This is a genomic window from Paraburkholderia sp. HP33-1 (genome assembly GCF_021390595.1).
Taxonomy (GTDB): Bacteria; Pseudomonadota; Gammaproteobacteria; order Burkholderiales; family Burkholderiaceae; genus Paraburkholderia.
On sequence record NZ_JAJEJR010000002.1, the window covers coordinates 2,353,132 to 2,365,911 of the forward strand.

Below are 12,780 nucleotides of genomic sequence, written 5' to 3' on the forward strand. Positions count from 1 at the left end.
CGCATCTTTGCCCGCAGTGACCGCGCGGGGAAGATGGGCGGGCACAACGGACGATCAGCGCTTCGTGATCGTTTTCGGGGTAATGGTTTTGATGGTAATGGCGAACTCGATTGCACGGGCTGTTGTGCCGTGCAATTTGGAAATCGAGGAGATTCGGGAGATCTCAGCCATCGAAACAATATACACGAAAACGGAAAACCGGCGGCGCTCTTCGCCGTATTGAGCGCGAAACGGCCTGTTTCAGGGCCGATTCGCGTTTTCAACGCGTTTTACAGCGCGGCCACCACGGCATCGCCCATCGCGGCGGTGCCGACCTGCTTGCAACCCGGCGTGAAAATGTCGCCGGTGCGGTAGCCCTGTTCGAGCACCTTCTTCACAGCGTTTTCGATGCGATCAGCCTGCTCCGCCTTGTTCAGCGAATAGCGCAGCATCATCGCGGCGGACAGGATCGTCGCGAGCGGATTCGCAACACCCTTGCCGGCGATATCCGGCGCGGAACCGTGCGAGGGCTCGTACAAGCCCTTGTTGTTCTTGTCGAGCGACGCCGAAGGCAGCATGCCGATCGAGCCGGTCAGCATGGCCGCCTCATCGGACAGGATGTCGCCGAACATGTTGCCGGTCACGATCACGTCGAACGACTTCGGCGCCTTCACGAGTTGCATCGCGGCGTTGTCGACGTACATGTGCGACAGCTCGACGTCCGCGTATTCCTTCGACACCTCGATCATCACGTCCTTCCAGAACTGCGACGTTTCGAGCACGTTGGCTTTATCGACCGAGGTCAGCTTCTTGCCACGCTTTTGCGCTGCCTGAAACGCGACATGCGCGATGCGGCGCACTTCGGGCTCCGAATAGCGCATCGTGTCGAAGCCCTCCTTCGCGCCGGCGAACAGGCCGTCCGGTGACGTACGCACGCCGCGCGGCGCGCCGAAGTAGATGTCGCCGTTCAGTTCGCGCACGATCAGGATGTCGAGACCCGAAACGATCTCTTCCTTCAGCGACGACGCACCCGTGAGTTGCGGGTAGCAGATCGCCGGGCGGAAGTTCGCAAAGAGTTCCAGGTGCTTGCGCAGACCGAGAATCGCCTGCTCCGGGCGCAGAGCGCGTTCGAGCTTGTCGTATTTCCAGTCGCCGACCGCGCCGAACAGAATCGCGTCGGCTTCTTTCGCGAGCGCGAGCGTCGAGTCGGGCAGCGGATGGCCCTTCGCTTCAAAGCCCGCGCCGCCGACCGGCGCTTCTTCGAGTTCGAACTTCTCGCCGAGCACGTTCAGGACCTTGACGGCCTCCTTGACGATTTCGGGACCGATGCCGTCGCCCGGCAACACTGCGATCTTCATGCGAATTCCTTGATGATTTTTCGAGACTTTCTGGCGCGAACTGACGCGGGTGCATGGACCTCGGGCCCTCATGCCCTCGCGCGTTCGTTTAACCGACGAGGCGATTGTTCAGCCACGGTTGCTTTGCGAGACGCTCCGCTTCGAACTGGCGAATCTTGTCCGCGTGACGCAGCGTGAGACCGATGTCGTCGAAACCGTTCAGCAGGCAGTACTTGCGGAACCCCGCGACTTCGAACGGATATTCGGTGCCGCCGTCGGCCGTGCGCACGACCTGCGCTTCGAGGTCGACCGTCAGCTTGAAGCCGTTGAACGCATAGGTTTCGTTGAACAGATGATCGACCTGTTGTTCGCTCAGTACGATCGGCAGCAAGCCATTCTTGAAGCAGTTGTTGTAGAAGATGTCCGCAAAACTCGGCGCGATCAGCGCGCGGAAGCCATACTGCTGCAACGCCCAAGGCGCGTGTTCACGCGAGCTGCCGCAGCCGAAATTCTTGCGCGCGAGCAGCACCGAAGCGCCCGCGTAGCGCGGCTGATTCAGCACGAAGTCCGGATTCAGCGGACGCCTCGAGTTGTCCTGCCCCGGTTCGCCGTGGTCGAGGTAGCGCCATTCGTCGAACGCGTTCGGACCAAAGCCCGTGCGCTTGATCGACTTCAGGAACTGCTTCGGGATGATCGCGTCCGTGTCGACGTTCTCGCGATCGAGCGGCGCCACAACGCCGGTGTGTACGATGAATTTATCCATGACGCTAGCGCCTGTTCAGGACCGGGTGATGCGGGTGGCGGCCGGAAAGCGCCGCACCGCATCGCCGGCAAAAATCAAAACCCGCTTATTTCTCAGCGTGATTGCTGATCGAATTGCCAAGGTGCGACATGTCCTCGCCGAATCCGTGCACCGTGTTGCAGCCGGCGAGACCGAGCAGGAGCCCGGCGAGCGCACCGAGTGCGAAGCGGCGCAGTAGAGTGATGCGATTCAAGTTCTTCATCATGCGATTTATCCAAGCTTGCGAATATCGACGAAATGCCCTTCGATGGCCGCAGCCGCGGCCATTGCGGGACTCACCAGGTGCGTGCGACCACCGGCACCCTGACGACCTTCGAAGTTCCGGTTCGACGTGGATGCGCAACGCTCGCCCGGCTCGAGCCGGTCGGCGTTCATTGCGAGACACATCGAGCAGCCCGGCTCGCGCCATTCGAAACCGGCGTCCGTGAAGACCTTGTCGAGGCCTTCACGCTCCGCCTGCGCCTTCACCAGACCCGAACCCGGCACGACCATCGCCAGACGGATGTTAGGCGCAACGCGGCGGCCGAGCTTCTTCACGACGTAAGCCGCAGCGCGAATGTCTTCGATGCGCGCATTGGTGCACGACCCGATGAAGATTTTATCCGGCTTGATCGACTCGATCGGTGCGTTCGGCTCGAGCGCCATGTACTTGAGCGCGCGCTCCATCGCGTCGCGCTTGACCGGGTCCTTCTCGCGCTCCGGATCCGGCACGCGGCCGTCGACGGGCGTGACCATTTCCGGCGACGTGCCCCACGTGACCTGCGGCACGATTTCGGCGGCGTTCAACTCGACCACGCGATCGAAATGCGCGCCGTCGTCCGTCTTGAACTGCTTCCAGTACTCGACCGCGTGATCCCACTCGACGCCCTGCGGCGAGAACGGACGGCCCTTCAGGTATTCGACCGTGGTCTCGTCGACCGCGACCATGCCGGCGCGCGCGCCCGCTTCGATCGCCATGTTGCAGACGGTCATGCGGCCTTCCATCGACAGCGCGCGGATCGTCGAGCCGCCGAATTCGATTGCGTAGCCGGTGCCGCCCGCGGTGCCGATCTTGCCGATGATCGCGAGCACGATGTCCTTCGCGGTGCAGCCGCGCGGCAGTTGGCCCTCGACCTTCACGAGCATGTTCTTGCTCTTCTTCTGCAGGAGCGTTTGCGTGGCCAGCACGTGCTCGACTTCCGACGTGCCGATGCCGTGCGCGAGCGCACCGAACGCGCCGTGTGTGGACGTGTGCGAGTCACCGCAGACGATCGTCATACCCGGCAGCGTGGCGCCCTGTTCCGGCCCGATGATGTGGACGATGCCCTGACGCACGTCGTTCATCTTGAACTGCGTGATGCCGTAGGCGTCGCAGTTCGAGTCGAGCGTGTCGACCTGCAGCTTCGAGACCGGATCGGCGATGCCGTGGCTGCGGTCCGTGGTCGGCACGTTGTGGTCGGACACGGCCAGGTTCGCGCTGATGCGCCACACCGGGCGCTCGGCCATCTTCAGGCCTTCGAACGCCTGCGGGCTGGTCACTTCATGCAGCAGATGACGGTCGATGTAGAGAATCGTGGTGCCGTCGTCTTCCGTGTGGACCACGTGCGTGTTCCACAATTTGTCGTAGAGAGTCTGTGCCATGGTATGCGGGGTAGTAATGACTGCGGGCTGACTGTGTCGATTGATTATGCCACGCTGCGCATCGCGATGGGCTGCTCAGCCGACGAAAAAACCGATAAAAAACATGGAGTTGGCTGGTAGTGGCAATACCTGTATCGACGTTACCCGGCAAGTGTTGGCCCCTGCGACGCCAATGCGCCGCATGCGCGACCCGCGGCGGACGCACAAACAGAAACGCCCCAACGGTAGACCCGTTGAGGCGTTGTATTCACTCCGATTTCGCGCCGGCGCGCGGCACGAATTCCGCGACGAAGCGCGCGTATCGAGGTCGATCAGCGATTAGCGCTGTGCGATCGGCTTCGCTTCACGCAGCGTCTCGCCGATGAACAATTGACGCGGACGGCCAATCTTCTGCTCGGGATCGGCGATCATTTCGTTCCACTGTGCAATCCAGCCGACCGTACGTGCCATCGCGAAGATACACGTGAACATCGAGGTCGGAATGCCCAGCGCGCGCTGCACGATACCCGAGTAGAAATCGACGTTCGGGTACAGCTTGCGCGACACGAAGTATTCGTCTTCGAGCGCGATCTTTTCCAGTGCCATCGCGAGCTTGAACAGCGGGTCGTCGTGCAGGCCCAGCTCTTCGAGCACTTCGTGGCAGGTTTCGCGCATCAGCTTCGCGCGCGGGTCGTAGTTCTTGTACACGCGGTGACCGAAGCCCATCAGCTTCACGCCCGAGTTCTTGTCCTTCACCTGCTTGATGAACTCAGGAATGTTGTCGACCGAGCCGATTTCTTCCAGCATGTTCAGTGCGGCTTCGTTTGCACCGCCGTGCGCCGGGCCCCACAGACACGCGATACCCGCTGCGATACAGGCGAACGGATTCGCACCCGACGAACCGGCGAGACGCACGGTCGACGTCGACGCGTTCTGCTCGTGGTCCGCGTGCAGAATCAGGATACGGTCGAGCGCGCGCACCAGCACGTCGTTGACCTTGTACTCTTCGCACGGGTTCGAGAACATCATGCGCATGAAGTTCGCGCTGTACGACAGGTCGTTCTTCGGATACACGAACGGCTGGCCGATGCTGTACTTGTACGCCATTGCGACCAGCGTGGGCAGCTTCGCGATCATGCGGATCGCCGACACTTCGCGGTGACGCGGGTTATTGATGTCGAGCGAGTCGTGATAGAACGCGGACAGCGCGCCGACCGCGGCGACCAGAATCGCCATCGGGTGCGCATCGCGACGGAAGCCGCGGAAGAAGAACTGCATCTGCTCGTGCACCATCGTGTGCTTCGTGACGGTACCGACGAACTCGGCCTTTTGCTTCTCGTTCGGCAGCTCGCCGTTCAGCAGCAGATAGCAGGTTTCGAGGAAGTCGGCGTTCTGCGCGAGGTTGTCGATCGGGTAGCCGCGGTAGAGCAGTTCGCCCTTGTCGCCGTCGATGTAGGTGATCGCCGAATTGCACGACGCCGTCGACATGAAGCCCGGATCGTACGTGAATTTGCCGGTCTGGCCGTACAGTTTACGAATGTCGATGACGTCCGGGCCAATCGTGCCCTTGTAAATCGGCATTTCGACGCTCGGCGAATTGTCGCTGAACGATAGCGTGGCTTTAACATCTGACGGGGTCATAGCACATCCTCAATCGAAGTATGGAAACAGGGTTTCGATAATTGCACGCCTGGAACAACGGACTGGCGGCGCTCAAGCGTTGCGCAGCAGCGCCAGCACCCGGACCACGTCCGGGTCGGCCAGATCGCCTTCTGGTTCCTTGCGCGCGAGGAGCAAGTCCATCAGGTCGTTATCGCTCAGCTCGAGCAGGCGCGTAAGTGCGCCCACGTCGGCATCGCTGAGGTCATGCTCATATCGGCTGAAAAAACGCTCGAAAATCAGATCGTTTTCCAGCAGGCCCCGCCGTGCGCGCCAGCGTAGGCGCGCACGGCGGAGAGGGTCGGACTGATGCGATGTATCGGTCATGTCGGTACGCCCCGGGCCGCCCTGAGGCGTACTGACCGCCCCCTTCGGGGCAGCGCACGCAAGGGCGCGCGGGGCTCATTCATACTAGACAGCGCGGCGAACCATCAATTCCTTGATCTTGCCAATTGCCTTGGTCGGGTTCAGGCCCTTCGGGCAAACGTCGACGCAATTCATGATGGTGTGGCAACGGAACAGACGATACGGATCTTCCAGGTTGTCGAGGCGCTCGCCAGTTGCCTCGTCGCGGCTATCCGCGATGAAGCGGTAGGCTTGCAGCAGACCAGCCGGGCCGACGAACTTGTCCGGGTTCCACCAGAAGCTCGGGCACGACGTCGAGCAGCTCGCGCACAGAATACATTCGTACAGGCCGTCGAGTTCGTCGCGTTCTTCCGGCGACTGCAGACGTTCCTTTTCCGGCGGCGGCGTATCGTTGATCAGGTACGGCTTGATCGAGTGATACTGGTTGAAGAACTGCGTGAAGTCGCAGATCAGGTCACGCACGACGGGCAGGCCCGGCAGCGGACGCAGCACGATCTTCTGCGGCAGGTCGTTCAGGTTCGTCAGGCACGCGAGGCCGTTCTTGCCGTTGATGTTCATTGCGTCCGAACCGCACACACCTTCGCGGCACGAGCGACGGAACGACAGCGTTTCGTCGAGCGCCTTCAGCTTGACGAGCGCGTCGAGCAGCATGCGTTCGTGCGAGTCGATTTCGATCTCGTACGTTTGCATGCGTGGTGCGGCGTCCTTGTCCGGATCGTAGCGGTAAATTTCAAATGTACGCTTGGCCATTTCTCTGAATTCCTTTGACTTGTGCCTTAGAAGGTACGCGCTTTCGGCGGAACCGATTCGACGGTCAGCGGCTTCATGTGAACCGGCTTGTAGTCGAGGCGATCGCCTTCGCTGAACCACAACGTATGGCGCAGCCAGTTTTCGTCGTCGCGATGTTCGAAGTCGTTTTGCGCGTGCGCGCCACGGCTTTCCTTGCGCGCTTCGGCGGAGACCATGGTGGCGCGTGCCACTTCGATCAGGTTCGCCACTTCCAGCGCTTCGACACGGGCCGTGTTGAAGACCTTCGACTTGTCCTTCAGATGGATGTTGTCGACGCGTGCCGCCACTTCGCGGATAGCTTCGACGCCTTCGGCCAGCAGAGCCGAGGTACGGAACACGCCAGCGTGCTTCTGCATCGTGCCGCGGATGTCGTTCGCGACCGACTGGGCGTACTCGCCCGACGACGAGCTATCGAGCTTCGCCAGACGCGACAGCGCAAAGTCGGCTGCATCTGCCGGCAGCGGCTTGTGTTCCTTCAGTTCCTTCACGTGCTTGACGATGTGGTTGCCGGCAGCGCGGCCGAACACCACGAGGTCGAGCAGCGAGTTCGTGCCGAGACGGTTCGCACCGTGCACCGACACGCACGAGCATTCGCCCACTGCGTAGAAACCATTGACGACTTCTTCGTGGCCGCGCGGCGTACCGACGACCTGGCCGTTGATGTTCGTCGGAATACCGCCCATCTGGTAGTGGATGGTCGGCACGACCGGGATCGGCTCCTTGATGCAGTCGACGTTCGCGAACTTCAGCGCGATTTCGCGGATCGACGGCAGACGCTTCATGATCGTCTCGGCGCCGATGTGCGACAGGTCGAGCAGCACGTGGTCCTTGTTCGGACCCACACCGCGGCCTTCCTTGATTTCCTGGTCCATCGAACGCGAAACGAAGTCACGCGGCGCCAGATCCTTCAGCGTCGGCGCGTAGCGTTCCATGAAACGCTCGCCGTTCGAGTTGCGCAGAATACCGCCCTCGCCGCGCACGCCTTCGGTGATCAGCACGCCCGCGCCGGCCACGCCGGTCGGGTGGAATTGCCAGAACTCCATGTCCTGCAACGCGATGCCCGAACGGGCCGCCATGCCGAGGCCGTCGCCGGTGTTGATGAACGCGTTGGTCGATGCTGCGAAGATCCGGCCCGCGCCGCCCGTGGCAAACAGCGTGGTCTTGCCTTCGAGGATGTAGACGTCGCCCGTTTCCATTTCCAGCGCGGTCACGCCGAGTACGTCGCCGTCGGCGTCGCGGATCAGGTCCAGCGCCATCCATTCGACGAAGAATTGCGTCTTGGCAGCAACGTTCTGCTGGTACAGCGTGTGCAGCAGCGCGTGACCGGTACGGTCAGCCGCCGCGCAGGCGCGTTGCACCGGCTTTTCGCCATAGTTCGCGGTGTGGCCGCCGAACGGGCGCTGATAGATCGTGCCGTCCGCGTTACGGTCGAACGGCATGCCCATGTGTTCGAGTTCGTAGACGGCGTTCGGTGCTTCACGGCACATGAACTCGATCGCGTCCTGGTCGCCGAGCCAGTCGGAGCCCTTGATCGTGTCGTAGAAGTGGTAATGCCAGTTGTCTTCGCTCATGTTGCCGAGCGAAGCGCCGATGCCGCCTTGCGCCGCGACCGTGTGCGAACGCGTCGGGAACACCTTGGACAGCACGCAGACCGACAGACCGGCGCGCGCGAGTTGCAGCGAAGCGCGCATCCCCGAGCCACCTGCGCCGACGATAACCACGTCAAACTTGCGACGCGGCAGAGAATTCTTGATTGCAGCCATTCTTTTACACTCTCCAGAGAATCTGCGCAGCGTAGCCCGCACTTGCGAGCAGCCAGAGGATCGTCAACGCCTGCAGGACGAGACGCGTGCCAACGGGCTTCACGTAATCCATCCAGATGTCGCGCACACCCACCCACGCGTGGTAGAACAGCGAGAGAAGCGTGACGAACGTGGCGAGTTTCATCCACTGCGTCGCGAAGATCGACGCCCAGCCGTCGTACGAGAAGTCGCGCGCGCCGAAGAACCACGCGAGCAGAATCACCGTGTAGACCGCCATCACGCAGGCGGTGACGCGTTGCGCGAGCCAGTCGCGCAGACCGTAATGCGCGCCGACGACGAGACGCTTCGAACCGATTCGGTTATTGGCTGACATTTTTTAGAATGCTCCGAACAGTTTTGCCGCGAATGCAATGGTAAGCAGCGACGACACGACGATCACCACGACGGAGGTCGACTTGCCCTTCTCCTTCGACACGGCATCGTGATTCGTATCCATCACGAGGTGACGGACGCCGGCGCAGAAGTGGAACAGGAAAGCCCACGCGAGAACGAGCGTGATCAGCTTGACAATGATGTTGGAGAGGAAGGCCTTGAAGACTTCGAAGCTCAGTTCGGAAGTCAGGCTCTGATCGAAGAGGAACAGCAGGAACGGAAGAAATAGAAACAACAAGGCACCGCTCACGCGGTGCAGAATCGACACGCGTCCCGCCAGCGGGAGACGGTATGCCGTCAATATTTGCCCAATACCGATGTTCCGGAATTCCGGCCTCGGTTTTTTTACGGCTTCTGCCATGCTAGACCCCTACTATGTAGTCACACTAATCCGCAATTTTAGCGCCTTTTTATATCGCGCTGCAGCGAAAACCACCATGGTTCCTTTGCCGTGCGCGCAGTGAAAGCGCCCTCCGATCGGCACGCGTGCGGGACGCCGCGCCTCGTTCCAACCTGAGTTAGCTCAGATCGTTCTGATAGTAATACCCGGTTGTGACATACCAACCTCGCCGGACTTCGACCGGCCGGTCCCCATAGGTATAGGACACGCGCTCGACCGAGAGCAACGGAAAACCTGCCGGCACATGCAGCAGGTCCGCCACGGCAGGGTCCGCCGCGACCGCGCGGATCTTCTCCGTCGCGCGAATCATGCGGGTGCCGAATTCCGTCTCGAACATCGCGTAGAGAGGACCCTTGTACTCCGACAGCCGCTCGAGCGTGAGCCCGCGGAACACGGCGCCGGGCAGCCAGATCTCGTCGAGCACCGTGACTTCGCCGTCGAACTGCAGCAAACGCTTGATCAGCACGACCGGATCGGCGGGCTTCAGATCGAGCTGCCGGGCGATTTCCGCCGACGCGCGCAGCCGCCGGCATTCGAGCAGGCGGCTCACGTGCGGATGCTCGGCGCCGTCGTCGGCCAGCAGTCTCAGGAAGCGGAACTGCGCGCGCTCTTCGTTGTGCGTTGCAACGAAGGTGCCCTTGCCCTGGCGTCGCACCAGCAGGTTGTCGGCGGCCAATTCGTCGATCGCCTTGCGCACGGTGCCCTGGCTCACCTTGAAACGCGCGGCCAGTTCGACTTCACTAGGAATGATCTCGCCCGGCTTCCATTCGCCGCTTTCAAGGCTCTGCGTAATCAAGCCCTTGATCTGCTGATACAAAGGGCTGAAAGTAGGTGACGCAGCAGCACCGACAGCGGATACACCTTCGCCCGCGGCCCCCTGGCCATTCGGGTTCACAGGATTCGCCGGGTTCGAATTCATGCGCGCATTTCATCATAAAGGGCTGGGGCACGTCTAGGCTTTTTCCCGCGATAGATATGTCTTATATAAGACATAAGATACTGTTGACTTTGTCGGTTTCGACTCCTACACTCCTTGTCGAGCAAGGGTTTGCGGGGTTTTGCGGCGGCTGTTTGATGCTGCGCCGCGACGCTCCGGCCGCCACTCTGCGCCATGCCGTCCTCTACGCAGTTCAGGTTTCGATTCGCCGCCATCCATTGCATTCGCGCGTTGTATCCGTGTTGCACTCGCTGGCCAGACGCTTGCCGAACCGCGCTGTTCGCAGGAGCCCGCAGCGTGCAGTTGCGGCCCCGGCCCGGCGTGAGCCCAGGGCCATCCGATCCCGCTCGGCAGTACAGGTTTCCGGCACGGCGGTCTTGCCGCAGCGCGCCGCCCGGTCTCGGCACATTCCGAGCCCGCACGCGAACAGTGATTTCCGCCGTGTTTCATAACGCTTCGCTGAACGCGCATATAGAATGGCGTTTTCCCTAGCGTCTAACGCATCGTCCTGGAGATTTCTCAATGGCTAAGCCCGCAAAGCGCGTTGCCGTCACCGGCGCCGCAGGTCAAATCGCTTACTCCCTGCTGTTCCGCATCGCCAATGGCGACCTGCTCGGCAAGGACCAGCCGGTGATCCTGCAGCTGCTCGATCTGCCGCAAGCGCAAGCCGCCGTCAAAGGCGTCGTGATGGAACTGGATGATTGCGCATTCCCGCTGCTGTCGGGCGTCGTGATCACGGACGACCCGAAGGTCGCATTCAAGGATGCCGACATTGCCCTGCTCGTCGGCGCGCGTCCGCGTTCGAAGGGCATGGAGCGCAAGGATCTGCTGTCGGCCAACGCCGAGATCTTCACGGTTCAAGGCAAGGCGCTGAACGACGTCGCCAGCCGCGACGTGAAGGTGCTGGTGGTCGGCAACCCGGCCAACACGAACGCGTACATCGCCATGAAGTCGGCACCGGATCTGCCGAAGAAGAACTTCACCGCGATGCTGCGTCTGGACCACAACCGCGCGCTGTCGCAACTGGCTGCCAAGTCGGGCAAGCCGGTCGCGTCGATCGAAAAGCTCGCCGTGTGGGGCAACCACTCGCCGACCATGTACCCGGACTTCCGCGTCGCGACGGCAGAAGGTCAGGACCTGACCAAGCTGATCAACGACGAAGAGTGGAACCGCAACACCTTCATCCCGACGGTCGGTAAGCGCGGCGCGGCGATCATCGAAGCGCGCGGCCTGTCGTCGGCGGCATCGGCAGCTAACGCTGCGATCGACCACGTGCGCGACTGGGTGCTCGGCACGAACGGCAAGTGGGTCACCATGGGCATTCCGTCGGACGGCTCGTACGGCATCCCTGAAGACATCATCTACGGCGTGCCGGTGACCTGCGAAAACGGCGAATACAAGCGCGTCGAAGGTCTTGCAATCGACGCGTTCTCGCGCGAAAAGATGGACGGCACGCTGCAGGAACTGCTGGAAGAGCGCGACGGCGTTCAGCATCTGCTCGGCTAAGCACCTGATGCGGATGAGCCGGAACTCCGAAGCGTTTGCGCAGCGGGTTCCGGTTTTTTTCGTGCGAATGGCCATGCAATCATCGCCATTCGCCTCTGATTCGAACGTGCTTTGCCATTGCCCGGCGGCACTCGCGCAGAGCACGCCCGAATCCGATTCCCCCTAATTCTCACCACGCCTCACACGCCGAAGATGCGCGTTCTCACACCCGCCGAAGTGCTGTTTGAGGGCGAAGCGCCGCCCGCTGTGCTCCCTGCCTGCGATCACTACGCGGGCAGCGAAAAGCTGATGCTGAAATCGCTCGCGTTGCAGCAGCGACTCGGCCCGGTGTTCGATATCACGCTCGATTGCGAAGACGGCGCCCAGGTCGGCCGCGAGGCCGAGCACGCGGAGCTGGTTGCATCGCTGCTGGGCAGCGAGCATGACCGCTTCGGCCGCGTCGGCGTGCGCATCCACGACTTTGCACACGCGCACTGGCGCGACGACGTGCGCCTGATTCTGCGCGCCGCGAAGCGGGTACCTGCTTACATCACGCTGCCGAAAATCCGCAACGTCCACGATGCCGCCGAGATGATCGCGTTCATCGAGGCGACGCGGCGCGAGCTCAATATTGCGCAACCGGTGCCGGTGCAACTGCTGGTCGAAACACACGGCGCGCTCACCAGCGTGTTCGAGTTGGCCGCGCTGCCGGGCGTCGAGGCGCTGAGCTTCGGCCTGATGGACTTCGTCTCCGCGCACGACGGCGCGATCCCCGATACCGCGATGCGCTCGCCGGGCCAGTTCGATCATCCGCTCGTGCGGCGCGCGAAGCTCGAAATTTCGGCGGCCTGCCACGCGTATGGCAAGGTGCCATCGCACAATGTCAGCACCGAAGTACGCGACATGAGCGTGGTCGCGAACGATGCGCAGCGCGCCCGCAACGAGTTCGGCTACACGCGCATGTGGAGCATCCATCCGGCTCAGATCGAGGCGATCATCGCCGCGTTCGCGCCGCGCGACGAAGAAATCGCGACAGCCACCGAAATCCTGCTGGCCGCCCAGTCCGCGTATTGGGGCCCGACGCGTCACGGCGATACGCTGCACGACCGTGCGAGCTACCGCTATTACTGGTCGGTGCTGCGCCGCGCGCAGACCACCGGCCGCGCTGTTGCGCAAGAGGCGGCGCCGCTTTTTGCGAAAGTGGACGCTAACGGACAGTCGGCGGCATGAGC

13 protein-coding genes are annotated in these 12,780 nt (G+C 62.0%); 2 read left to right on the top strand and 11 right to left on the bottom strand.

Annotated features, from left to right (window positions below; genetic code table 11):
* Window positions 1-269 precede the first annotated feature (269 nt).
* The 11 genes from leuB to L0U81_RS26665 form a co-directional block, all read right to left on the bottom strand.
* Window positions 270-1,337 carry a 3-isopropylmalate dehydrogenase gene (gene leuB, locus L0U81_RS26615; RefSeq protein ID WP_233807644.1) on the bottom strand — a complete coding sequence of 356 codons (1,068 nt, stop codon included), beginning with the start codon at window positions 1,335-1,337 and terminating at the stop codon, window positions 270-272.
* An 88-nt stretch (window positions 1,338-1,425) separates the two neighbouring features.
* The gene (gene leuD / locus L0U81_RS26620) at window positions 1,426-2,079 is read right to left on the bottom strand and encodes a 3-isopropylmalate dehydratase small subunit (RefSeq protein WP_233807646.1); all 654 of its coding nucleotides are present in this window, start codon (window positions 2,077-2,079) and stop codon (window positions 1,426-1,428) included.
* Between the two features lie 85 nt (window positions 2,080-2,164).
* A complete protein-coding gene (locus L0U81_RS26625) occupies window positions 2,165-2,323 on the bottom strand; it encodes an entericidin A/B family lipoprotein (protein WP_233807647.1) in 159 nt (52 codons plus the stop codon).
* Window positions 2,324-2,328: 5 nt separating this feature from the next.
* Window positions 2,329-3,738: a 3-isopropylmalate dehydratase large subunit gene (leuC, locus tag L0U81_RS26630; protein ID WP_233807648.1), complete on the bottom strand. Its 1,410-nt coding sequence runs from the start codon at window positions 3,736-3,738 to the stop codon at window positions 2,329-2,331.
* 318 nt (window positions 3,739-4,056) lie between these two features.
* Window positions 4,057-5,358, bottom strand: a complete 1,302-nt coding sequence (gene gltA / locus L0U81_RS26635; RefSeq protein ID WP_233807649.1) for a citrate synthase — start codon at window positions 5,356-5,358, stop codon at window positions 4,057-4,059.
* A gap of 72 nt (window positions 5,359-5,430) precedes the next feature.
* Complete coding sequence (locus L0U81_RS26640) at window positions 5,431-5,703, bottom strand: FAD assembly factor SdhE (RefSeq protein ID WP_233807650.1); 273 nt, start codon at window positions 5,701-5,703, stop codon at window positions 5,431-5,433.
* A gap of 84 nt (window positions 5,704-5,787) precedes the next feature.
* On the bottom strand, window positions 5,788-6,492 hold the full coding sequence (locus L0U81_RS26645) for a succinate dehydrogenase iron-sulfur subunit (RefSeq protein ID WP_115104951.1): 705 nt from the start codon (window positions 6,490-6,492) through the stop codon (window positions 5,788-5,790).
* A gap of 26 nt (window positions 6,493-6,518) precedes the next feature.
* The gene (gene sdhA, locus L0U81_RS26650; RefSeq protein ID WP_233807651.1) at window positions 6,519-8,294 is read right to left on the bottom strand and encodes a succinate dehydrogenase flavoprotein subunit; all 1,776 of its coding nucleotides are present in this window, start codon (window positions 8,292-8,294) and stop codon (window positions 6,519-6,521) included.
* A gap of 4 nt (window positions 8,295-8,298) precedes the next feature.
* Window positions 8,299-8,667 carry a succinate dehydrogenase, hydrophobic membrane anchor protein gene (sdhD, locus tag L0U81_RS26655; RefSeq protein WP_233807652.1) on the bottom strand — a complete coding sequence of 123 codons (369 nt, stop codon included), beginning with the start codon at window positions 8,665-8,667 and terminating at the stop codon, window positions 8,299-8,301.
* 3 nt (window positions 8,668-8,670) lie between these two features.
* Entirely contained in the window at window positions 8,671-9,087 is a 417-nt protein-coding gene (sdhC, locus tag L0U81_RS26660; RefSeq protein WP_233807653.1) for a succinate dehydrogenase, cytochrome b556 subunit, read from the bottom strand.
* Window positions 9,088-9,244: 157 nt separating this feature from the next.
* Window positions 9,245-10,045: a GntR family transcriptional regulator gene (locus tag L0U81_RS26665; RefSeq protein ID WP_233807654.1), complete on the bottom strand. Its 801-nt coding sequence runs from the start codon at window positions 10,043-10,045 to the stop codon at window positions 9,245-9,247.
* A 540-nt stretch (window positions 10,046-10,585) separates the two neighbouring features.
* Between L0U81_RS26665 and L0U81_RS26670 the strand changes: the two genes are divergently transcribed.
* Window positions 10,586-11,569 (top strand): malate dehydrogenase, encoded by a 984-nt coding sequence (locus tag L0U81_RS26670; protein ID WP_090808272.1) that lies wholly within the window; start codon window positions 10,586-10,588, stop codon window positions 11,567-11,569.
* A gap of 192 nt (window positions 11,570-11,761) precedes the next feature.
* On the top strand, window positions 11,762-12,778 hold the full coding sequence (locus L0U81_RS26675; RefSeq protein WP_233807655.1) for an HpcH/HpaI aldolase/citrate lyase family protein: 1,017 nt from the start codon (window positions 11,762-11,764) through the stop codon (window positions 12,776-12,778).
* The last annotated feature ends 2 nt before the right edge of the window (window positions 12,779-12,780 follow it).

What these genes read in the sequence shown, in the direction of transcription:
- leuB (WP_233807644.1), bottom strand. Translation starts at nt 1,337, where the DNA reads ATGAAGATCGCAGTGTTGCCGGGCGACGGCATCGGTCCCGAAATCGTC.
- leuD (WP_233807646.1), bottom strand. Translation starts at nt 2,079, where the DNA reads ATGGATAAATTCATCGTACACACCGGCGTTGTGGCGCCGCTCGATCGC.
- L0U81_RS26625 (WP_233807647.1), bottom strand. Translation starts at nt 2,323, where the DNA reads ATGATGAAGAACTTGAATCGCATCACTCTACTGCGCCGCTTCGCACTC.
- leuC (WP_233807648.1), bottom strand. Translation starts at nt 3,738, where the DNA reads ATGGCACAGACTCTCTACGACAAATTGTGGAACACGCACGTGGTCCAC.
- gltA (WP_233807649.1), bottom strand. Translation starts at nt 5,358, where the DNA reads ATGACCCCGTCAGATGTTAAAGCCACGCTATCGTTCAGCGACAATTCG.
- L0U81_RS26640 (WP_233807650.1), bottom strand. Translation starts at nt 5,703, where the DNA reads ATGACCGATACATCGCATCAGTCCGACCCTCTCCGCCGTGCGCGCCTA.
- L0U81_RS26645 (WP_115104951.1), bottom strand. Translation starts at nt 6,492, where the DNA reads ATGGCCAAGCGTACATTTGAAATTTACCGCTACGATCCGGACAAGGAC.
- sdhA (WP_233807651.1), bottom strand. Translation starts at nt 8,294, where the DNA reads ATGGCTGCAATCAAGAATTCTCTGCCGCGTCGCAAGTTTGACGTGGTT.
- sdhD (WP_233807652.1), bottom strand. Translation starts at nt 8,667, where the DNA reads ATGTCAGCCAATAACCGAATCGGTTCGAAGCGTCTCGTCGTCGGCGCG.
- sdhC (WP_233807653.1), bottom strand. Translation starts at nt 9,087, where the DNA reads ATGGCAGAAGCCGTAAAAAAACCGAGGCCGGAATTCCGGAACATCGGT.
- L0U81_RS26665 (WP_233807654.1), bottom strand. Translation starts at nt 10,045, where the DNA reads ATGAATTCGAACCCGGCGAATCCTGTGAACCCGAATGGCCAGGGGGCC.
- L0U81_RS26670 (WP_090808272.1), top strand. Translation starts at nt 10,586, where the DNA reads ATGGCTAAGCCCGCAAAGCGCGTTGCCGTCACCGGCGCCGCAGGTCAA.
- L0U81_RS26675 (WP_233807655.1), top strand. Translation starts at nt 11,762, where the DNA reads ATGCGCGTTCTCACACCCGCCGAAGTGCTGTTTGAGGGCGAAGCGCCG.